The 21,495-nt window shown below is 72.5% G+C and carries 20 protein-coding genes and 2 tRNA genes; 9 read left to right on the plus strand and 13 right to left on the minus strand.

From position 1 onward, the window contains the following. Positions 1-31: 31 nt before the first annotated feature. Positions 32-850: a histidinol-phosphatase gene (gene hisN / locus O7613_RS20565; protein ID WP_282289639.1), complete on the plus strand. Its 819-nt coding sequence runs from the start codon at positions 32-34 to the stop codon at positions 848-850. A 59-nt stretch (positions 851-909) separates the two neighbouring features. Further along, the gene (locus tag O7613_RS20570; RefSeq protein WP_282294581.1) at positions 910-1,878 is read left to right on the plus strand and encodes a hypothetical protein; all 969 of its coding nucleotides are present in this window, start codon (positions 910-912) and stop codon (positions 1,876-1,878) included. On the opposite strand, the gene O7613_RS20575 is transcribed toward O7613_RS20570, so the two are convergent. After that, positions 1,764-3,029: a glycosyltransferase gene (locus tag O7613_RS20575; protein WP_282289640.1), complete on the minus strand. Its 1,266-nt coding sequence runs from the start codon at positions 3,027-3,029 to the stop codon at positions 1,764-1,766. The two genes, O7613_RS20570 and O7613_RS20575, sit on opposite strands and share 115 nt — an antisense overlap. Before the next feature lie 192 nt (positions 3,030-3,221). Between O7613_RS20575 and O7613_RS20580 the strand changes: the two genes are divergently transcribed. From O7613_RS20580 to O7613_RS20590, 3 genes are all read left to right on the plus strand, one after another. Beyond that, entirely contained in the window at positions 3,222-4,223 is a 1,002-nt protein-coding gene (locus tag O7613_RS20580) for an SDR family oxidoreductase (protein WP_282289641.1), read from the plus strand. A gap of 56 nt (positions 4,224-4,279) precedes the next feature. Then, on the plus strand, positions 4,280-4,984 hold the full coding sequence (locus tag O7613_RS20585) for an ATP-binding protein (protein ID WP_282289642.1): 705 nt from the start codon (positions 4,280-4,282) through the stop codon (positions 4,982-4,984). 80 nt (positions 4,985-5,064) lie between these two features. After that, a complete protein-coding gene (locus tag O7613_RS20590) occupies positions 5,065-5,637 on the plus strand; it encodes a DUF5709 domain-containing protein (protein ID WP_281586813.1) in 573 nt (190 codons plus the stop codon). Position 5,638: 1 nt separating this feature from the next. Here O7613_RS20590 and O7613_RS20595 read toward each other — a convergent pair whose 3' ends face one another. Beyond that, complete coding sequence (locus tag O7613_RS20595) at positions 5,639-6,271, minus strand: response regulator transcription factor (protein ID WP_281590098.1); 633 nt, start codon at positions 6,269-6,271, stop codon at positions 5,639-5,641. 11 nt (positions 6,272-6,282) lie between these two features. Further along, positions 6,283-7,407 (minus strand): DUF5931 domain-containing protein, encoded by a 1,125-nt coding sequence (locus O7613_RS20600; RefSeq protein WP_282289643.1) that lies wholly within the window; start codon positions 7,405-7,407, stop codon positions 6,283-6,285. A 113-nt stretch (positions 7,408-7,520) separates the two neighbouring features. On the opposite strand from O7613_RS20600, the gene O7613_RS20605 reads away from it, so the two are divergent. Continuing rightward, a complete protein-coding gene (locus O7613_RS20605; protein ID WP_282289644.1) occupies positions 7,521-7,988 on the plus strand; it encodes an ATP-binding protein in 468 nt (155 codons plus the stop codon). An 80-nt stretch (positions 7,989-8,068) separates the two neighbouring features. Here the strand turns inward: O7613_RS20605 and O7613_RS20610 are convergent, their stop codons facing one another. Then, the gene (locus tag O7613_RS20610) at positions 8,069-9,007 is read right to left on the minus strand and encodes a ribose-phosphate pyrophosphokinase (protein WP_281586810.1); all 939 of its coding nucleotides are present in this window, start codon (positions 9,005-9,007) and stop codon (positions 8,069-8,071) included. Between the two features lie 65 nt (positions 9,008-9,072). Between O7613_RS20610 and glpK the strand changes: the two genes are divergently transcribed. Both glpK and O7613_RS20620 read left to right on the plus strand, forming a co-directional pair. Beyond that, entirely contained in the window at positions 9,073-10,557 is a 1,485-nt protein-coding gene (gene glpK, locus O7613_RS20615) for a glycerol kinase GlpK (protein ID WP_281586809.1), read from the plus strand. A 28-nt stretch (positions 10,558-10,585) separates the two neighbouring features. After that, positions 10,586-11,317, plus strand: coding sequence for a VOC family protein (locus O7613_RS20620; RefSeq protein ID WP_282289645.1), 732 nt, complete (start codon positions 10,586-10,588; stop codon positions 11,315-11,317). Positions 11,318-11,364: 47 nt separating this feature from the next. Here O7613_RS20620 and O7613_RS20625 read toward each other — a convergent pair whose 3' ends face one another. From O7613_RS20625 to O7613_RS20655, 7 genes are all read right to left on the minus strand, one after another. Further along, positions 11,365-11,526: a DUF397 domain-containing protein gene (locus tag O7613_RS20625; protein ID WP_282289646.1), complete on the minus strand. Its 162-nt coding sequence runs from the start codon at positions 11,524-11,526 to the stop codon at positions 11,365-11,367. 410 nt (positions 11,527-11,936) lie between these two features. Then, entirely contained in the window at positions 11,937-12,770 is an 834-nt protein-coding gene (locus tag O7613_RS20630; protein WP_282289647.1) for a phosphoribosylaminoimidazolesuccinocarboxamide synthase, read from the minus strand. Positions 12,771-12,922: 152 nt separating this feature from the next. Next, positions 12,923-13,171 (minus strand): hypothetical protein, encoded by a 249-nt coding sequence (locus tag O7613_RS20635; RefSeq protein ID WP_281586804.1) that lies wholly within the window; start codon positions 13,169-13,171, stop codon positions 12,923-12,925. Positions 13,172-13,277: 106 nt separating this feature from the next. Beyond that, a tRNA-Met gene (locus tag O7613_RS20640) sits at positions 13,278-13,351 on the minus strand. Positions 13,352-13,895: 544 nt separating this feature from the next. Next, positions 13,896-13,969, minus strand: a tRNA-Met gene (locus O7613_RS20645). Between the two features lie 60 nt (positions 13,970-14,029). Then, positions 14,030-17,017, minus strand: coding sequence for a UPF0182 family protein (locus O7613_RS20650; protein WP_282289648.1), 2,988 nt, complete (start codon positions 17,015-17,017; stop codon positions 14,030-14,032). A 125-nt stretch (positions 17,018-17,142) separates the two neighbouring features. Further along, entirely contained in the window at positions 17,143-18,156 is a 1,014-nt protein-coding gene (locus O7613_RS20655) for a PDZ domain-containing protein (RefSeq protein WP_282289649.1), read from the minus strand. Positions 18,157-18,270: 114 nt separating this feature from the next. Here O7613_RS20655 and O7613_RS20660 point away from each other — a divergent pair, with 114 nt between their 5' ends. Then, positions 18,271-19,542, plus strand: coding sequence for a zinc-dependent metalloprotease (locus O7613_RS20660; protein ID WP_281586801.1), 1,272 nt, complete (start codon positions 18,271-18,273; stop codon positions 19,540-19,542). A gap of 177 nt (positions 19,543-19,719) precedes the next feature. Here O7613_RS20660 and O7613_RS20665 read toward each other — a convergent pair whose 3' ends face one another. After that, a complete protein-coding gene (locus O7613_RS20665; protein WP_281586800.1) occupies positions 19,720-20,322 on the minus strand; it encodes a hypothetical protein in 603 nt (200 codons plus the stop codon). 216 nt (positions 20,323-20,538) lie between these two features. Next, positions 20,539-21,060 (minus strand): M48 family metallopeptidase, encoded by a 522-nt coding sequence (locus O7613_RS20670; protein ID WP_281586799.1) that lies wholly within the window; start codon positions 21,058-21,060, stop codon positions 20,539-20,541. Positions 21,061-21,495: the final 435 nt, after the last annotated feature.

A 21,495-nucleotide genomic window follows, 5' to 3' on the forward strand; every position in this document is an offset into this window, starting at 1 on the left:
CTGCCGCGCGGGCGGCGCTAGCGTGTGGACCATGACCGGGTACGCCGACGACCTCGCCCTCGCCCATGTGCTCGCCGACGCCGCCGACGCCGTTTCCACGGCCCGGTTCCGCGCCCTCGACCTGCGGGTCGAGTCGAAGCCGGACCTGACCCCGGTCTCCGATGCGGACACCGCCGTGGAGCGGGAGATCCGCGCCCTGCTGGCCACTCACCGCCCGACCGACGGACTGCTCGGCGAGGAGTACGGGGAGCAGCCCGCCACCGGCCCGGACGGGCGGCGCTGGGTGGTCGACCCGATCGACGGGACGAAGAACTTCGTCCGGGGCGTACCCGTGTGGGCCACGCTGATCGCGCTGCTGGAACAGGACCGGCCGGTCCTCGGCCTGGTGTCCGCGCCGGCGCTGGGCCGGCGCTGGTGGGGCGCGCTCGGCGCGGGCGCGTTCGCCGGGACCGGGCCGGCGGACGGCGCGCCGATCCGGGTCTCCGGCGTCACGGCGCTCGCCGACGCGAGTGTCTGCTACTCCTCGCTGACCGGTTGGGAACAGGCCGGCCGGTTGGACGCGATGCTCCAGCTCATGCGGGACAGTTGGCGTACCCGGGCGTACGGCGACTTCTACGGCTACATGCTGTTGGCCGAGGGGGCACTTGACGTGATGGTGGAGCCGGAGCTGTCGCTGTGGGACATCGCCGCGCTGGTGCCGATCGTCGCCGAGGCCGGTGGCCGGTTCACCGACCTGGCGGGGCGACCCGCCCCGGCCGGCGTCGACTCCGCCGACATCAGCGCGGTGGCCAGCAACGGCCGACTGCACGACGACATCCTGGGCCGGCTGGGCCGGCCGGCCGAGCGCTGACCCGGTCCGAGCCTTATCCTCGCGGGGTGGTCTCCTCCGGTTGGTGCTTCCTCGCGGCGATGATCGTCGCGTACGGCTTCGCCAACCTCCTCCAGTCGGTCGCCGCCGCGCGGACCACCGTGCACCACACGTTCGACCCGGGGCTGCTGCTGCGGTTGGCCGGTCACCGGACGTACCTGATCGGCCTGTGCTGCCAGGTCGTCGGGTTCGTGTTCGCCTTCCTGGCCCGCCGGGACCTGCCGCTGTTCCTGGTCCAGGCCAGTGTGGCGGCCGGGCTGGGGGTGACCGCCGTGCTCGGCGTGATGGTGCTCAAGTGGCGTCTGCCGGCCGCCGAGCTGGTGCTGCTGGTGCTGCTGTTCGGCGGGATCACCGCGCTTGTGCTGTCGGCCGAGCCGGCGCCGTCCCGGCAGCTCGGCACCGCCGGGCTGGTCGGTCTGGTGGCGGCGCTCGGCGTGATCGCCGGGTCGGGTTTCTTCGCGGCCCGGCTGCACGGCGCGCTCGGGTCGGTGGTGCTGGGCTCCCTTGCCGGGATGGCGTTCTCCGCCGCCGCGGTGGCCGCCCGCCCACTCGCCTCCGCCGAATCGGCGGAGGCGTTCCTCCGGGATCCGCTGCTCTACCTGCTGATCGTCCACTCGGTGGTCGGGCAGTTGCTGCTCGGCCTGGCGATGCAACGCGGGTCGACCACGGCGGCGGTGGCGGCGATGGACGCGGCCGGCGCGGTGCCCGCGGCGATCGTCGGGTTGCTGCTGCTCAACGACAAGATCTGGCCCGGTCGGGAGTGGCTGGCCGGGCTCGGCTTCCTGGTCACCCTCGCGGCCGTAGTCGGCCTGACCCGGTACGCCGAGCCGCAGCACCACCACGCGACCGTCCGGAGCCGGGAGCCGGCGTTGGTCGGTGCCGGGGTGCTCCCGGCTCAGGCCGCTTCGAGCGGCCCGCGTTCCGGGACGGCCGCCTCGACCTCGACCCCGACCGGGGCGGTCGTCGGCTCCACCGTGGACGGCCGGCGACGCCCGATCACCCGCTCGTAGAGTCGCTCCAGCGCCGCGGCGGTCCGCTCCCAGCTGTAGCTGCACCGCACCCGGTCCACGGCCGCGTGGCCGTACGCGAACCGGCCGGCGTTGTCGGTGAGCATCCGGCGCAGGGTGACGCCGAGCGTGCGCACGTCGCCGGGCGGCACCAGCTTGCCGGTCACCTCGTCGACGACGGCGTCGGCGATGCCGCCCATGGCGTAGCCGACCACGGGCACGCCGCAGGCCATCGCCTCCAGCGACACCCGCCCGGCGGACGAGTAGTGCGGGGTGCAGGCCACCACGTCCGCGGAGCGGTACCAGGTGGCCATCTGGTCGTGCGGGACCGCGCCGACGAGTTGGATCCGCTCCGCCACTCCGGTCCGCTCGGCCAGCTCGCGCAGCCGGCGCGCCTCCGCGTGCCGGGCCAGCCGCTCGGCGGGCGGACCACCGGCGATCACCAGTTCCGCGTCCCCGACCAGCCGCATCGCCCGGATCAGGTCGTCCTGGCCGTGTCCGGGCGCGAGCCTGCCCACGGAGAGGATCCGGGGTCGCTGGTCCCGCGGGGCCGCTTCGCCGTCGGGGTGGAACTGCCCGGTGTCCACGCCGGTCGGCACCATCGCCACCGAGGTGCGTTGCAGGCCCATCCGGGTCAGCTCGTCGACCTCGTCGTTGCACTGGGCGACCGCGACGTCGACCGCCCGGGTCAGCGCCCGTTCGAGCGGGATCCGCTGGCCCGGCCCGGTGTAGCCGCGGCCGAGGTGGCGGAGCTGCTCGACGCCGAGCGAGTGGAAGGTCTGCACCACCGGGATGTTCGTGGCGCGGACCGCCTGGGCCGCGGCCAGCCCGCCGACCCAGTAGTGGCCGTGCACCACGTCGGGTGTCCAGTCGCCGGACCAGGCGTCGGTCAGCCACCTGCCGAACTCGGCCACGTGCGGCACCAGTTCGGCGGTGGGCAGCGGGTCGGGCGGCCCGACCGGAACACGTTCCAGGCGGTAGCCGTCCAGCTCCGCCAGGGCGGGCTGGACGGCCGCGTCGCGGCGTTCGTACACACGGACCTCATGGCCCCGGGCGGCGAGTTCAGCCGCCACGCGCGCAATGTGCTCCTGAGTCCCGACCATGGGACCATCGGTGGACGAGCCGGCGTGCGCGCATACAAGGCCGACGCGCATGGTGCACCTCCATGCGTTGCTCGGTAGCTGGGTCTCCCGGTAGAGCGTCCCATTAACCCGGGGTCGCCGGCCCCAAACCTGGCAGATCAGCATGGTGGCGAGCGTCCCATGGGCGGGACACCGGTTCCGACCGAACCCGATCAGCGTCCGGGTCGCCGGCATGACCGGCCGGCCCTGGGGTACCGCCGAGGAATGGCGCTCACCCGAGATCTCGCCGATGCCACAGTCGTCATCACCGGCGCCTCCAGCGGCATCGGCGCGGCCACCGCGTACGCCCTGGCCGGTCAGGGGGCGGCCGTGGTGCTGGCCGCCCGGACCGAGGCGGCCCTCGACCGCGTCGCCGCGCACTGCCGGGAACTCGGCGGGCATGCCCTCGTGGTGCCCACCGACATGACCGATCCGGACGCGGTGGAACTCCTGGCGGCGCGAGCGGCTGCCGAGTACGGGCATCTCGACGCCTGGATCAACAACGCGGCGGTGGGCACCGTCGGCTTGTTCGACGAGATCCCGGTGGCCGAGTTCCGCCGGGTGGTCGAGGTGAACCTGCTCGGCACCGTGCACGGGACCCGGGCCGCACTGCCCTGGCTCGTGGCGGCCGGCGGCGGGGTGCTGATCAACAACGCGTCCGTGCTGGCCGAGGTGGCCATGCCGTACCAGTCGGCGTACAACGCCACCAAGCACGCCATCCGCGGGCTGTCCGACACGGTCCGGCAGGAGCTGCGGGTGACCGGCCGCGGGAACGTCTCGCTCTGCACCGTGCTGCCGGCCACCATCGACACGCCGTTCTTCCGGCACGCCGCGAACCACACCGGGCGGGAGCTGACCCCGCCACCGCCGGTCTACCCGCCGGAGATGGTCGCCGCGACGATGCTCCGGCTGTTGCGCCGGCCGCGCCGGGAGGCGTACGCGGGCGGCGCGGCCCGGCTGATGGGCCTCCAGTGGCGGCTGGCCCCGGTGCTTGCCGAGCGGGTGCTCGGCTGGTACACCGCGCGCACCCAGTTCGGCCCCGGCGTACGCCTGGACGCCACCGGCAACGTCTTCACCCCGGACGGGGAGGGGATGCGTACCGACGGCTGGTCCGGCCGGCGCGGCCAGTTGCTGCGGTTGACGGCGGCCTTCGGGCTGGCCGCGGCCGGCACCGCGGTCGGCACGGTCGCGGCGTTCAGCCGACGTTCCAGGTCCGGTCGCCCATGAGTCCCGTCGAGCGGACCGATGCGCGCCTGGGGGCCGACGTGCACAATGGGACGATCATGCCGACGGACGCGCATTGCCTGGTGGAGACCGACGATTCCGCGACGGTCCGGCTGACCGGGGTGCTCGACCGGCCCGGGGCCGAGGCGGTACGCGGCGCGCTGCTCGCCCGGCTCTGGGAGCGGCCGGGCCCGGTGCGGGTCGACCTGTCCGGGCTGCGGATCCCCGACCCGTCCGTCCGTGACGTGCTCGACGCGGTCCGCCGCGCGGTCGCCGACTGGCCGGCCGCCGAGCTGCTGCTCGACCCGCCCGACCTGCTCAGCCCGCCCAACCAGGTCGACCCGGTCGACCCACCGGCGCCTGCGCCGACCGACCTGCGCGACGCCGATCTGCCCCCGGTGCCGGAGGCCGCCCGCGAGGCCCGGTCGCTCGTCGCCGCCGGGTGCCTCCGGTGGGGCCTGCCGGAGCTGGCGGAGCCGGCCTGCATCGCGGTCACCGAGATGGTCAACAACGTGGTCGCGCACGCGGCGACCCCGATGACGCTCCGGCTGGCGCCGCGCGGCGACGCCCTGCACATGGCCGTCCGCGACCATGCCGGCGGGCGTCCCGCGTACGCCGGTCCGGCGCCTGTCGACTCCGTCGGCGGTCGGGGGCTGCTGCTCATCGACACGGTGGCCCGGCGTTGGGGCAGCACGCCGCTGCCCGACGGCAAGGTGGTGTGGTGCGTGCTGTACGCCGAGGACGAGGCCGCCTTCCGCAACTGAGGAGCGGTTTCGCCCCGTTTCTCCCGATCCTCCCGGCCGGTGGCGGTTAATGCGGCGAGCGCAGTGGGTAGTTCTCCGGCATGCGCGACGACGAGTTCCCCACCCCCGTGTCCGACCCTGAGGCGGAGGGCCTGCCCGACACCGCCGACGACGACTCCACCGCCAACGACGACGTGCTCACCGGGCGCGAGGCGGACGGCCCGGAGCCGGCCCAGATCCCCGGCGACCGCACCCCGGTCGCCGTGGACCAGTTCGGTACCACGGCCGAGGAACAGCTCGACGGCGAGTCGCTCGACGACAAGCTCGACCGCGAGCGGTACGAACGTCCGGCCGACGATCCGCTCGCCGGCCCGGTCGACCCGGCGATCGCCGCCGAGGCGGACAGCGAGGAGGCCGCCGCGCAGGCCCAACTCGACGCGGACGTGCTCGACCCGGGCCCGGTCTCCGACCCGAACTCTCCGGTCTCGATCTACGACCACGGTCAGCTCGGCACGGTCGCCGACCACGAGGTGGGCCGGCTGGTCGAGCCGGACGAGGGGGCGCACACCGACCTGGAGACCGACAACGTCGCCTACGACGCCGGCGCCGCCGGGGGCGGGGCGACCGCCGAGGAGCTGGCGGTGCACGAGACCCAGCCCCCGCCGACGCAGTGACTCACCCGTCCAGGCCCCGCTCGATGGCGTACCGGGTCAACTCGACCCGGTTGTGCAACTGGAGCTTGCCCAGGGTGTTCTGCACATGGTTCTGCACGGTCCGGTGCGACAGCCGGAGCCGCTCGGCGATCTGCTTGTAGGACAGCCCCTTGGCGACCAGGCGCAGCACCTCGGTCTCCCGTTCGGTGAGCCGGGGTGCGTCGTCGTGCGGGGCCGGCGGCGCGGCGGCCAGCCGGCGGTACTCGCCGAGCACCAGACCGGCCAGACCGGGGGTGAACACCGGCTCGCCGGCCGCGGTGCGGCGTACCGCGTCGAGGAACTCGGCCGGGGCGGCCGACTTGACCAGGTAGCCGGTCGCGCCGGCCTTGACCGCGTCCAGGACGCTCTGCGGCTCACCGCTTGCCGAGAGCATGAGCACCCGCACGTCGGGCAGCGCCGCGCGCAGCCCCCGGACCACCTCCACCCCGGAGACGTCCGGCAGTTGCAGGTCGAGCACGACCAGGTCGGGTCGGGCCGCCGCGGCCACCCGGACCGCCTGCCGCCCCTCGCCGCTCGTCGCCACCACCTGGAGGCCGGCCTCGGTCAGGTCGCGGGCCACCCCCTCCCGCCACATCGGGTGGTCGTCGACCACCATCACCCGGATGCTCACCGCCGCCGGCTCCTCGGCACGGTCAGCTCGATCTCGGTCCCGGCGCCGGGTGCGGACACGATCCGGACGTCGCCGCCCAGATCCGCCACCCGACCACGGATCGACTGGGCCACCCCGAGCCGGCCCTGCGCCGCGGCCTCCGCCAGCCGCCCGTCCGGAATACCCGGCCCCTCGTCGCGTACCGAGACGGTCACCGTCTCCTCCTCGTCCTCGATCAGCACCCAGGCCCGCCCACCGGCGTGCCGGGTCACGTTGTCAAGCGCCGCGCCGACCGCCGCGGCCAGCTCTCCGGCCGCCCGCGCGGGCAGCGGCACCGGGGTGGCCGGCGCGGCCACCTGAACCTGGCCCGAGGCGTACCGGTCGAGCAGGTCGCGGAGGTCCCGGTCGTCGCCGGCCCGCTCCGGCGCCGCGCCCGCCCGGCCGATCAGCGACCGCAGCGCGGCCTCCTGCTCGCCGGCCAGCCGGGCCAGTTCGGCCGCCTCGCCGTCCAGGTCGGCGCCGCGCCGCCGGACCAACGACAGCACCTGGAGCACCGAGTCGTGGATGTCCCGGGCCAGCCGTTCCCGCTCGCGGGTGGCCGCCTCCAGCTCCACCGCCCGCTGCAACCGGGCCTCCGCCTCCACGGCGAGCCGGGCCACGTGCCCGACCACCACGCCGGCCAGCAGCAGGAGGATCGCCCCGGTGAACGCGGACGGGTTGATCGGATCCCGGGTGGCCAGGTCGGCGGCGCCGAGCACGAGCGCGGCCACCGTGCCCCACCGCCGCCCGCCGGCGACCGCCCACGCCAGCACCGGCCCGGCGAGCCAGGCCGAGGTCAGGACCGGCACGCCGGCGGCGAGCGCCGGCCGGCCGACCACCCACGGCGTGGCCAGAATGATCGCCAGCACCACCACCAGGTCGGCCAGGAGCAGCGGCCAACGCCGCCCGGCCGGGCGGCGGTAGCCGGCCGTCGTCACGCCGCTCCAGGCCAGCATGCCGAGCAGGACACCACCGGCCGCCACCGGGTGCGCGTACTGGCCGCCGTCGCGGAGCACGAGCACCCCGACGTACGCCAGGGAGGCGAACCGGAACACGGCGAGGGACCGCCAGAGCGGGCCTTCCAGGCCGGAGGACGACGGCATGGCCGCCACCCTGCCACAGCCGGTCACCGGGGGGCCTCCGGGAGCGGTCCGGGAAACCCTGACGTACGGTGGAAAAGCCGCGAAGTCGTCGGGAAGCATCGTCGGGACGGGTCATGACAAACGGAGAACTCCCCGCACCGCGTACGGTTGTGCCCATCGAAACCTCCCTCCTGATCGCCGAGACCTTCGACCAGGCCCAGGTGACCGAGCTTCGGCACTCGGTCACCTCCTGCGCGCACGCCGTGGGTCTCGCCGGCCAGCGGCTCGACGACTTCGTGCTGGCGGTCAACGAGCTGATCACCAACGCGGTCCGGCACGGCGGCGGTCAGGGCCGGCTCCGGCTCTGGCGCCGGACCGGCGAGCTGGTCTGCGAGGTCGCCGACCACGGCTCCGGGATCAGCGAACGGCGGCTGCGCGACCGCGACCGACCCGCGCCGGAGACCGCCGGCGGTTGGGGCCTCTGGTTGGCCCGGGAGCTGAGCGACACCATGGAGGTCGAGACCGGCGACGCCGGCACGGTGGTCCGGATCACCGCGACGTTGACCACCCGCCAGCCCACCGCCGGCCCGCTCGACGGCTGACCGTCCCGCCACCCGGCCGTCGGGCTGACCGTCCGGCCGCGACCCGGCCCTCGGGGCGGCGGCCCGGCCGCCCCCCGCCCTCACCCGAAGAGCGCGCTCACCGACTCGCCGTTGTGGATCCGGCGCATCGCCTCGGCCAGGGCCGGCGCCACCGACAACACCTCAAGCTTCGGCACCCGCTTCTCCGCCGGGATCGGCACGGTGTTGGTGCAGACGATCTCCAACACGCCGTCCTGCGCGCTCAGCCGCTCCAACGCGCCGCTGGAGAAGAGCCCGTGCGTGCAGGCCAGCCGGATCGAGCGGACCCGCCGCTCCCGCAAGTGCGAGATCAACTCGACCACCGTGCTGCCCTTCGCGATCTCGTCGTCCAGCACGATCACGTCCCGGTCCGCCACGTCCCCGATGATCGTGCTGATCTGCACCCGGTCGTCGCTGAACCGCTGCTTCGCGCCGGCCGCCACCGGGGTGCCGAGCATCCGGGCGAACGCCGCCGCCTCCTTCGCGTTGCCCAGATCCGGCGAGACCACCACCGCGTTGCCCAGGTCGTACCCGCGGAAGTGGGCGGCCAGCTCGCGCAACGCGTGCAGGTGGTCCACCGGGACGCTGAAGAAACCGTGCACCTGCGGCGAGTGCAGCGTCATGGCCAGCACCCGGTGCGCCCCGGCCGAGGTGAGCAGGTCGGCGACGAGCCGCCCGCCGATGGAGATGCGCGGCGCGTCCTTCTTGTCCGACCGGGCGTACGCGTAGTGCGGCAGCACCACCGTGATCCGGCCGGCCGACGCGCCCCGGGCCGCGTCGATCATGAGCAGCAGCTCGACCAGGTGCTCCTGCACCGGCGGCACCAGCGGCTGGATGAGGAAGACGTCCCGCTCCCGGCAGTTCGCCTGCAACTGCACCTCAAGGCAGTCGTTGGCGAACCGGGACACCCGCACCGGATGCAGCGGTACGGCGAGGTGGGCGCAGATCTCGGCGGCGAGGTCGGGGTGGGCGGTCCCGCTGAACACGGCAATGTCACGCACGTCTGCTGATCGTACGGGCCGGTCGGTGGGAGGCGTGGGACGCTCCCGGCGGGTACGGTGCCTGCGTGACCGGAGAGTTCGTCGCCGCCATCGACCAGGGCACCACCTCCTCACGGTGCATCGTCTTCGACCGGGCCGGCGAGATCGTCGCCGTGGCCCAGCGCGAACACCGGCAGATCCACCCGCGACCCGGCTGGGTCGAGCACGACGCGGAGGAGATCTGGACGAACGTCGAGCACGTGGTGCGGGAGGCGTTGACGAACGCCGACATCGGTCCCGAGCACCTCGCCGCGGTGGGCATCACCAACCAGCGGGAGACCACAGTGGTCTGGGACCGGGCGACCGGCCGGCCGGTCGCCAACGCGATCGTCTGGCAGGACACCCGCACCGCACCGCTGCTGCGCGAGCTGGCCGAGACGTACGACGCCGAGCGGCTGCGGGCCCGCACCGGCCTGACCCTGGCCACCTACTTCGCCGGGCCGAAGCTGCGCTGGCTCCTCGACCACGTCGACGGGCTGCGCGAGCGGGCCGAGCGGGGCGAGGTGCTGTTCGGGACCATGGACAGTTGGCTCATCTGGAAACTGACCGGGCGGCACGTCACCGACGTGACGAACGCCAGCCGCACCCTGCTGATGGACCTGGAAACCCTCGACTGGGCGCCCGAGCTGCTGGACGCGCTGCGGATCCCGGCCGCGATGCTGCCCGAGATCCGCTGCTCGGCCGAGGTCTACGGCACCGCCGAGGGAGTGCTCGCCGGGGTGCCGGTGGCAAGCGCGCTCGGCGACCAGCAGGCCGCGCTGTTCGGGCAGACCTGCTTCCAGCCCGGCGAGGCCAAGTGCACCTACGGCACCGGCAGCTTCCTGCTGCTCAACACCGGCGCGAGCCCGGTGCCGTCACGGCACGGCCTGCTCACCACCGTGGCCTACCGGATCGAGGGCCAGCCGGCCGCGTACGCGCTTGAGGGCGCGATCGCGGTCACCGGCTCACTCGTGCAGTGGCTCCGCGACAACCTCGGTCTGATCTCCACCGCCGCGCAGGTCGAGGAGCTCGCCCGCACGGTCGACGACAACGGCGGCTGCTATGTGGTGCCGGCCTTCTCCGGCCTGTTCGCCCCGCACTGGCGCAGCGACGCCCGGGGCGTCATCGCCGGTCTGACCGGCTACGTCACCAAGGGCCACCTGGCCCGGGCGGCGCTGGAGGCGTCCGCCTTCCAGACCCGCGAGGTGGTCGACGCGATGAACGCCGACTCCGACGTCGCGCTGCGCCGGCTGCGGGTGGACGGCGGGATGACCGGCAACGCGCTGCTGATGCAGTTTCTCGCCGACGTGCTCGACGTGCCGGTGGTGCGCTCGCGGATCACCGAGACCACCTGCCTCGGCGCCGCCTACGCGGCCGGCCTGGCGGTCGGCTTCTGGCCGGACCTGGCCACGCTGCGGGAGAAGTGGCGCTCCGACGCCCAGTGGGAGTCGGCCATGGACCCGGCGCACCGGCAGCATCAACTGCGCCAGTGGCACAAGGCCGTGCAGCGCACCCTGAACTGGGAGGACTAGCCGGCCGGCGATCGCCTAGCATCGCGGCATGGCGACGCGGTTTGTGCAGATCAACATGAAGGCTCGGAACGACGCCGCGCTCGGCGGTTTCTGGGCGGAGGCGCTCGGCTGGGAGCTCTCCAGCGAGGGCCCGGGCGTGACGAACCTCGAGCCCCCGGGCATCGTCTATCCCGACCCGACGGCCGTCTGCATCGACCTCGTCGTCTCCCCGGAACCCAAGACGGTGAAGAACCGCGTGCACGTCGACCTCGCCGCCACCTCGGCCGCCCATCAGGCGGAAATCGTCGCGCGGTTGACGCAGCTCGGCGCGACCACCGTCGACATCGGCCAGGGCGACGTCCCGTGGACGGTGATGGCCGACCCGGACGGCAACGAGTTCTGCGTGCTCGACTCCCACTACGACGAGACCGGGCCGATCGCCGCGGTGGTGGTCGACTGCGCGGACCCGCGACTCATGGCCCGCTTCTGGAGCGAGGCCACGGACTGGACCCTGCACGAGGTGACCGACGACAAGGCGGTGCTGCGTTCCGCCAAGGACGTCGGCCCTTATCTGCTGTTCCTCCGCTCGCCCGACCCGAAGACCGGCTGGAACCGCGTCCATCTCGACGTCCGCCCCTACCCGGATGACGACATGGAGGCCGAGGCGAGTCGGCTGCGGGCGCTCGGCGCCACCGCCGTCGACCTGGGTCGCAGCGACATCCACTGGAAGGTCTTCACCGACCCGGAGGGCAACGAGTTCTGCCTCCTGGCCCCGGGCTGACCGAAGCCCTCAGCGCCCACTCCGGGCCGGGCACAGCGGCTGGGACGTCAGTCGACCTTCACCCGCGTGACGAAGGCCCGCCAGGCGGCCGGGGCGAACCCGAGGGTGCCGCCGGCGCGATCCTTGGAGTCGCGCACCAGCACCCGGCCGGGCAGGTTGTCGGCGACCTCGACGCAGGTGTTGCCGCCGTTGCCAGACCGGCTCGACACGCGCCACCGGGGGGTGGGGGCAGTGTTCACAGCTCGCTCACCAGCTTTCCGATCAGCTCGACGGACACGCCGGCGGGCAGTGCCTCGCTGAGCAGCGTGTCCCACATCATCCTCATCGTAGCCACGGCGTCCGGCCGGTCGACGACGTGACCGAAAGGCGCCGTCCACATAGGCCACCTCGTCGCCGTCCGGCAGCATGGCCAGCACGAAACCGCCGGTCAGACCCGGATGCGCGCCCACCCCGTCGGGCACCACGTAGAGCCGGATGTGCGGCAACGCGGCCAGCTCGACCAGCCGCTCCCACTGGGCCCGTTGCACGTCCCGGTCGCCGACCACCCGCCGCAGCGCGGTCTCGCTCGACGGTTACCCCGGGCGGGTCCAGCAGGTACGGGCAGATGGCGGTGACGCGGTCAGTCCCAGCGGTTGCCGGTGAGCTTCTCGTACACCTCGACGTAACGGGCGCGGGTCGCCTCGACCACGTCTGCGGGCACCTCCGGCGCGGGCGGGCGCTTGTCCCAGCCGCTCTCGACGGCCCAGTCCCGCACGTACTGCTTGTCGAAGGAGAACTGGGTCCGGCCGGGCTGGTAGGACTCGGCCGGCCAGAACCGGGACGAGTCGGAGGTGAGCAGCTCGTCGGCGAGGACAAGCGTGCCGTCCGTTGCCCAGCCCAGCTCCAGCTTGGTGTCGGCGATCAGGAGCCCCCGGTCGGCGGCGATCTCCGCACCACGCCGGTAGACGTCGATGGTGATCTGCCGCAGCCGCTCCGCGGTCTCCGGCCCGACCTTGTCGACCACCTGGTCGTAGGTGATCGACTCGTCGTGCTCACCCATCGGCGCCTTCGTCGTCGGCGTGAAGATCGGCTCGGGCAGGATGGACGCCTCCACCAGCCCACGGGGCAGCGGCACGCCGCAGACCGAGCCGCTGCGTTCGTATTCGGCGAGGCCGCTGCCGGTCAGGTAGCCCCGGGCCACGCATTCGACCGGCACCATCTCCAGCCGCCGGCACCGGACCGCCCGCCCGGCGAACTCCGCCGGCACGTCGGTGGCCGAGAGGACGTGGTTCGGCACCAGGTCCGACAACTGCTCGAACCACCACAGCGAGAGCGCGGTGAGCAGGCGGCCCTTGTCCGGGATCGGGGTCGGCAGCACCACGTCATAGATGGAGACGCGGTCGGAGGCGACCAGAATCAGGTCCGCGCCGTCGGTGTAGACGTCCCGGACCTTGCCCGAGTGCAGAAGTTCCACGGCGCCAATTACACCATGTCGGGCTCGGCCCCCCGCCGCCCTGGCCGGCGGTTAAGGAGGGGCCCCCGCTTAACGCTTTTGGTAGAGGCGGGGGCCCCGCTTAACACCGCTCAAGCGCGGCGCGGCGCGGCAGCGCGGCTCGGCTCGGCACGTCAGCGCGGCGGGCGGTTGCGCCGGCCTCGGGTGAGAAGCAGCACCAGCAGCACGATCCCGCCGACCACCACCAGGCAGCAGAGCAGCCCGAGGAACCCGAAGCCGCCACGGGAGCGCCGGCGCGCGGCCTCCACCACGACCTCGCCGGTCCCCGTCGACGCCCAGGCCGCAACCGGCACGAAGACCGAGAGCACGACCGTCCCGATGACCGCGCCCAGGCGGCCCCACCATCTGTTCCATCCAGCCATGCCCCCATCCTCGCCGAGGCACGCAACCACGGCACGCCGGATCGGGCGGAAGGATCGAGACATGACGAAAGGCCCCGGAGTTTCCTCCGGGGCCTTCGCGATCACGTAGCGGGGACAGGATTTGAACCTGCGACCTCTGGGTTATGAGCCCAGCGAGCTACCGAGCTGCTCCACCCCGCGTCGGTAGGTACAGCCTACTCCATCCCGATGGTGGAGATCAGCCGGGTCCCCGATCCCGCCGGCCCCGACAACGCCACCTCGCCGACCTAGCACGCCCTGCCGCCACTCCGCCGAAACGGCGAGGTCAGCACACCCCGGATACCGCCGTTTCCCCGAACTGGCGCCGGGCAGCAGTTTCCCCGGGTCCCGCGAGCGCACGCGCGCCGGAACCGCACCTACCCACGGCGCGACGGCACACTCCCTCGCTCATCACCATTTCGCCGAAGTGGTGCGGTCCGCATGCCTCGGACCACACCACTTCCCCGAGCTGGCGAGGGGCCAAGGCCGAGAAAGGGCCGAGGCCGGGAGCCCGGAGCCCGGAGCCGAGGGCGGGAGCCCGGAGCCCGGAGACGGGAGCCCGGAGCCGGGAGCCGGGAGACCGGAGCCGGGAGCCGGGAGACCGGAGCCGGGAGCCGGGAGACCGGAGCCGGGAGCCGGGCCAAGGCCAGGGAAAGAGGAAACGGCGAAGGGCCCCGGAGTTCACTCCGGGGCCCTTCGTCACGAGTAGCGGGGACAGGATTTGAACCTGCGACCTCTGGGTTATGAGCCCAGCGAGCTACCGAGCTGCTCCACCCCGCGTCGGCTCGTTAACCGTAGCGCACCGGCCCGGCGAGGCGCAAAACGGGGTGTCGGCCGGTGTCAGCCGCTCGGTGACACCGACGGCGCGGGTGACGCCGGCGCTGACGGCGAGGCGCTGCCCGCGGGCGCGGCGGATCCCTTCGCCGCCGCCTGGGCCTGCTGGAACGCCGTCATCGCCTCGTCCAGCGCCTTCAACGCCCGCCCGTACCGCTCGAAGTCGCCGGACGCCTGCGCGGCCTTGACCTCGGCGATGGCGCTCTGCACCTTGCCGGCCGCGTCGGCCAGCTCGCCGGTGAGCGGCGGCGGGGTGTTGTTGTCGCCGCCGGACGGTGGCGGGTTGTTGTCGTCGTCGTTGCTCGGCGGCGGGTTGCCCGATCCGGCCTGCTTGCCCTGCTCGACCAACTGTTTGATGCCGTCGCCGAGGTTGTTGGCGAGCACCACGTACGAGCCGCCGTCACCGTAGGAGAGCAGCACCTTCTGCAACAGCGGGTACGCGTCCTGGCTGCTGCTCTTCACATAGACCGGCTCGACGTAGAGCATGCCGTCGGCGAACGGCAGCGACAGCAGGTTGCCGTACTGCACCTGGGCCTGGTTGGAGGAGAGCAGGTTGAGCTGCTGCCGGATGTCGCCGTTGTTCGTCATCTGCTGGTGCACCTGGGTCGGCCCGGAGATCCGGGTCTGGTCCGGCAACTCCAGCACCTCCAGGCGCGGCTGCCCGTCCACGTACGAGCCGGAGACCAGCGCGGCGAGGTTCTGCCGGCCGTTCGGGGTGACCGCGGAGGTCAGCTGGAAACGCGGCCCCTCCTGCCCGGGGAACTGGGTGAACAGGTAGTAGGGCGGCTGCCGCTGCCCACTGTCCGGCGCGTCCGGCACGTTCGGCACCTGCCAGAAGTCCTGGCCGGAGTAGAAGTCGCCGGGATCGGTGACGTGGAACTTGGTGAGCAGGTTGCGCTGCACTTTGAACAGGTCGGCCGGGTAGCGGAAGTGCGCGGCCAGCTCCGCCGGGATGTCGCCCTTGGGCAGCACGAGGTCCCCGCCGAACGCCTTGTTCCACGCCTTCAGCACCGGGTCGGTGTCGTCGTACGAGTAGAGCTTGACCGTGCCGTCGTACGCGTCGACGGTGGCCTTCACCGAGTTGCGGATGTAGTTGACGTTCTCCCGGGCGAGCTGGAACGTGCCCCGTCCGGTCAGCTCGTCGGCGGTCTCCGCCTGGAGGTTGACCCGGTCGGCGTACGGGTAGGTGGCCGCCGTGGTGTAGCCGTCGATGATCCACAGGACGCGACCGTTCACCACGGCCGGGTACGGGTCGCCGTCGAGGGTGAGGAACGGCGCGACCTTTTCCACCCGGTCGCGCGGGTTACGCACGTAGAGCAGCTTCGAGTTCTCGTTGACCGCCTCGGAGAGCAGGAAGTTGGGCTCCTGCTCCTTGATCGAGTAGAGCAGTCGCCGGGGGAACGAGCCGATCTTGACGCCGCCCTCGCCGGAGTAGGTGTAGTACTGCTCTCCGCCGGTCTGGGTGGGGCGGTCGAACTCGACGTTGCGGTCGCCGTTCTGCCCGACGATCGCGTAGTCGTCGGGTTCCATCCGCTCGCCGTAGTAGATGCGCGGCTGCTGGGCCGGGATCTCCTCGGTCGGCGCGGAGCACGCCTCCTGCGCCTTCTCGCCGAGGAAGCCGGAGACGAAGTACGGCTGGCCGCCGCAGACGACCTGGTTCGCCGGCGCGGCGACCAGGCCGTACCCGTGGGTGTAGACGGTGTGCCGGTTGATCCAGTTGCTCTGCTGGTCGGTCAGCTCGCCGTAGTTGATCTCACGGACGCCGACCACGTAGTCGGAGGTCTTCTCCTTGACCGAGTACCTGTCGATGTCCAGCTTCGAGCCGAAGTCGTAGAAGCCACGGACCTGCTGCAACTGGGTGTACGTCTCGGAGACGAGTTGCGGGTCCAGCAGCCGGACGTTCGGCACCACCGAGGTGTCGGTGGCGAGGCTGGCCGGTGGTACGAGGTTGCTCGCCGCGTACCCGGTGGTCTTCGTGCCTTCGAGACTGAACGCGGACCTGGTCGCGGCGATGCTGCGTTCGATGTACCGCGCCTCCTTGTCCCGGGCGCTCGGCTTCACCTCGAACGTCTGCACGGCCCACGGGTAGATGCCACCGATCGCCACCGCGGAGACGCCGAGCAGGGCCAGCGAGATGCCGGGCCAGACCAGGTTCCGCATCACCGCGTTGGAGAAGACGATGATCGCGAGCGCCACCAGGATGGAGATCCAGGCCAGGATCTCCTTCGCCGGGAGCAGCGCGTTCACGTCGGCGTAGCCGGCGCCGTAGAGCTTGGTGCCCTCGTTGTACTCCAGCAGCATGGCGCGCCGGTCCAGCACGTAGGCGACGGCCTTGAGCAGCACGAAGACGGCGACAAGCGAACTCAGGTGGGCGCGGGCGGCGTTCGTCATCCGGTCGCCGACACCCTGGAGGCGCACCCCGCCGAAGACGTAGTGCACGGCGAGCGCCCCGAGCAGGGCCAGCACCACCGCGGTGAAGCCGACGCCGAGCACGTAACGCCAGAACGGGAGCTGGAAGACGTAGAAGCCGACGTCGACGCCGAACTCGGGGTCCTTGACGCCGAAGTCGCCGCCGTTGCGGAACAGCAGCCACTGGCTCCACCGGGTCTGCGCGGACAGGCCGGCGAAGAGCCCGACGACGGCGGAGACCAGCGCGATCCAGGTGCCGAGCCGAGGGCTCAGCAGCATCCGGTAGCGCTCCAGGGTGGCCTGCTCGGCCGAGTGCGGGCGCATCCGGGGACGCACCCGGTAGGCCAGCCAGAGGTTGCCGGCGATGACGAGCGCCATGCCGACGCCGACCACCAGGAACAGCAGCAGCCGGGTGGCGAGCACCCCGGTGAAGACCTGGGTGTAGCGGACCTCGTCGAACCACAGCCAGTCGGTCCAGGCGTTGACTCCCCACCCGAGCAGGGTGAACAACACGAACACCCCGATCAGGACCCCGATGGTGACGCGCCCGCGCCGGCTCATCCTCGGCAGGGGACTGCTACGCATGACCACTATTGGCTCCGCACGTTTGATGTGATCGGCTCCGACCAGGCACCCAGAGTACGGGGTGTTCCTGAACACGTCGGGTCAAGGTCACGTCACGATCGCCGGCGGGAGTTGACCGCTCCGGCTCAGCAGCGCGTCGGTTGTCCTCCGGCGCGGAGCATCTCCAGCGCCGTGAGCGCGTCGTCGAGCGTCGCCACCCGCAGCAGCGGCAGGTCCGGTTGCGGGTTCCGCACCGCCTCGGCGCAGTTGTCCGCGGGCACCAGGAAGACCTTCGCTCCGGCCTCCTTGGCGCCGACCAGCTTCTGCGCGATGCCGCCGATCGGACCGACCTGCCCCTCGTCGTCGATGGTGCCGGTGCCGGCGATGACCTTCCCGCCGGTCAGGTCCGCGGGTTCGAGCTTGTCGATGATGCCGAGGGTGAACATCAGCCCGGCGCTCGGCCCGCCGATGTCACCGAGGTCGATCTTCAGCGTGAACGGATGCGGCTGCTGCTGGTCGATCTCGACGCCGATGCGCGGCCGTCCGTCCTGCTCCCGGCTGGTCACCGTGGCCGTGCCCGGGGTGCCGCCCCGGGTGTAACCGATCGTCAGGGCGGTGCCGGCCGGCTTGGCCCGGATCAGCTCGGTGAGCTTGGCCGCGCTGGTGACAGGCGTGCCGTCGACCGAGGTGAGCACGTCGTCGGGCCGGAACACGTCCACCGACGGCCCACCCGGGGTGACGGTCTTGACCCGCACCCGGATCGGATAGCCCAACTCGCGCAGGGCCGCCGTCTCGGCGCTGGTCTGCGAGTTCTGGAAGTCCTCCGCGTTGCGCTGCTCGACCTGCTCCTGCGACTCCCCCGGCGGGTAGACCAGCTCCCGCGGCACCACCGCCTCGTCCGAGGAGAACCAACCGGCCAGCGCCGACCGGAGCCGGACGGTGGGCTGCACCCCGACCGTGGTGAGCCGGAGCTGCCCGGCGGAGGTGGACGTCGCGCGACCGGTGACCTGGATGATCTCCTTGCCGTCCGCGCTGCCGAGCGTGTTGACCGTCGGGCCGGGGCCGAGCACCACGTACGGCAGGGGCACGCTCAACACGCCGACGCTGAGCAGAGCGGTGAGCAGCGCACCGAGCAGGACGGTCAGGCCACGACGTCTCATGCGCCAGAGCGTACCGATCCGTCCCGCGCCGTCCGGCACGGTGACCGCGGACTTCGCCCTCAGCGCAACGCCGACGGGCACGACCTGCGGCGCAGCCCGCGTACCGTAGAGGTCGTGCCTGATATTCCGTTCGGCTTCGCGCTCCCGGGTGGTCAACCACCAGACCCCAACGACCCCGCGCAGATGCAGCAGTTCATGTCGCAGTTGCAGCACCTGCTGTCCGCGCCGGGCAGCGGGCCGGTCAACTGGGACCTCGCCCGGCAGGTCGCCGCGAGTCAGCTCGCCGCCGCCGGTGACCCGGCGGTCTCGCCGTTCGAACGCAACGCGGTCGAGGACGCGTTGCGGATCGCCGATCTCTGGCTGGAGCCGGCGACCTCGTGGCCCACCGGCATCCGCTCGTCGGTCGCCTGGAACCGCAACGAGTGGATCTTCAAGACGCTCGACGTGTGGCGCAAGCTCTGCGACCCGGTGGCCAGCCGGATGGTCGGCGCGATGGGCGACCTGGTGCCGCCGGAGGCGCGGGCCCAACTCGGCCCGATGCAGTCGATGGTCGCCACGCTCGGCGGCGCGCTCTTCGGCGGGCAGCTCGGCCAGGCCCTCGGCTCACTCGCCGCCGAGGTGCTCTCCGCCGGCGACATCGGCCTGCCGCTGGGCCCCGCCGGCACCGCCGCGCTCATCCCGGCCAACATCAAGGTGTACGGCGAGGGCCTGGAGCTGCCGGAGGACGAGGTACGCCTCTACGTGGCCCTGCGTGAGGCCGCCCACCAGCGGCTCTTCCAGCACGTGCCGTGGCTGCGCGGGCACGTGCTGACGGCGGTGGAGAACTACGCCGCCGGCATCCGGGTCAACCGGGAGGCGATCGAGGAGGCGATGGGCCGGGTCGACCCGACCGACCCGGAGTCGATGCAGGCGATCGCCCTGGAGGGCATCTTCACCCCCGAGGACACCCCGGCGCAGAAAGCGTCGCTGGCCCGGCTGGAGACCGTCCTCGCCCTGGTCGAGGGCTGGGTGTGCCACGTGGTGGACAGCGCCGCCGGTGACCGCCTGCCCAACGTCGTACGCCTCGGCGAGGCGTTCCGCCGCCGCCGGGCCGCGGGTGGCCCGGCGGAACAGACGTTCGCCGCCCTGGTCGGCCTCGAACTGCGGCCACGCCGGCTGCGGGAGGCGACGGTGCTCTGGGCGGCGCTGACCGAGCAGCGTGGCATCGCCGGCCGGGACGCGATCTGGGGCCACCCCGACCTGCTCCCCTCCGACGACGACTTCGCCGACCCGCAGGGTTTCGCGACGACCGGCAGCGACCTGGACGAGGAGCTGGCGAGCTTCGACTTCTCGGCGCCGGGCGCGCCGGAGGAGCCGACCCCGGGCGAGGACGACGACAAGTCCTGACGTCGCACACCGGTCGGGCCCGCACGGATCGTCGTGCGGGCCCAACCGTCTCTCTGTCCGCTGTCCCATCGACCGTTTGGGCCGGGGCGGCGCACGGTCAGCCTTCTTGGGCGGCGAGCGCGGGCGAACGCTGGTCGGGCGACGAGAACCCAGCCCCAGCCCGCGTGGGACAGGCGGTCAGGCTGGGCGGCCGGAGAGCAGCGCCCGGGTCGCCTCCCAGCCCTCGAAGGCCGGGTCGAGGGCACCGAGGTCGGCCGGGCCGCGTAGTCGGCGCCAGCCGGCGGTCACGGCCACGTCCCCGGGCCGGGGTGCCGCCGCGCGCACCTCGGCTGGCGCAGACGCGTCAAGGTCCAGCGTTGGCAACCACTCCGGTATCGGCAGCCGCACGGCCACCCCGAGCAGGCCCGAAGCGTCCCCCTCCACCGGGGCGACCGCCACCGGTCGGCTGGACAACGGCCGGAGCAGCTTGCCGAGCGTCAGTCCGGGCACGTCTGGTGCGTCGGCGGCGACCACGGCCGCCTGGTCGTAACCGGTGAGCGTCGCGAAGACGGCGTTCGGGGTGGGCTCGGGTACCTCGTACACGGCGGTGCCCGGCCACACCACCGCGTCGGCCAGCCAGCGGTCCGCCGGGGTGACCGCCACCGCGGTCTCCACCTCGTTCAGCGTGGCCAGCAGGTCCACCACATCCTCGGCGAGGGCGGTCCGCCACCGCGCCGGCTCGATCCCCGGCGGCGCCCAGCCCACCGGTCCGAGCAACGCCACCACCACACGTCGAACCATCCGCCGACCCTAGCCCCTTCTCCCCACCCACCTACCCACCCGCACACCCGCACACCCGCACACCCGCGCAGGTCGATCATGAAGTTAGCCGCGACATATCGGACGGAGCGTGCCGTCAACTTCATGATCGACGCACTGGGTGGGGCGCACGGAGGGGTAAGGGCGCACGCACCAGGTGGGGGCGTTTGTCGGGTGGGCGGCGCGTTGGGGCGGGGGTCAGGGGACGCCGGCGGTGGCGGCCACGCCCTCCAGGTAGCCGCGGGCCCGCTCGGCCCGGGGATAGCGGGCGACCAGGGCCCAGAACTTTGCGTTGTGGCTGGGAACGATCAGGTGCGCCAGCTCGTGGAGGAGGACGTAGTCGATCACCCAGTCGGGCATGTCCTGGATGCGGTGGGAGATCCGGATGGTGCGGTCGGCCGGGGTGCAGGAGCCCCAGCGGCCGTTCTGGTTGGTCACCCAGCGGACGCTCGCCGGCTCGGCGGCCGAGCCGTGTTCCGGCAGGTAGAGCCCGATCAGTCGGGCGGCCCGGGCCAGCAGCTCGGCGTCCGAGCGGGCGAACCGGCCCTCGCGGGCCGCCAGCCGGGCCAACATCCGGTCGACCCACTCGCTCTCCTCGGCCCGGGAGAACTGGTCGGGGATGAGGACGACGACACGTTCCCCGTCCCGGTACGCGGACACTGTGCGTCGCCGGCGCTGGCTGCGCCGCACCTCGACGACGGGCTTCCGCGTCCCGGCCATTACCGGCTCGCGCAGCCTCGGTTGACTGTCACGAGGGAACGGTAATGCGTACTGACCAGGGCTCCGCAAGAGTCAACACGACGACACGCGCCCGGAAAACGATGATTGGTTCCCAAGAGTCCCGAAAAATTTCTTTGCGACGGTAGTTGACCATCACCTGTCCGCCGCCCCTCACGTTAAGTGATCTACGACGGGCCGGTCGCGGGAGGGTCGCGCGAAGGGGATCTGAGCGCATTTACCCGGCGTGTCCCCGCGAAACTGACTTATCCGACGTTACTCGGCATGCACACTCTCGTCGTCGACTTGCTCACAGAGTCGGCGTGCAGCTGACATGGAACCCCCCAGACCTGGGTAGGGTCCGCCAACCAGCGATCAGGAGACTGATCGCGGAGAACCCCCCGGCGCCGGTGCCACTCGTGGCCCGCCGCAGGGAGA

This window comes from Micromonospora sp. WMMD975 (assembly GCF_029581215.1).
GTDB lineage: Bacteria > Actinomycetota > Actinomycetes > Mycobacteriales > Micromonosporaceae > Micromonospora.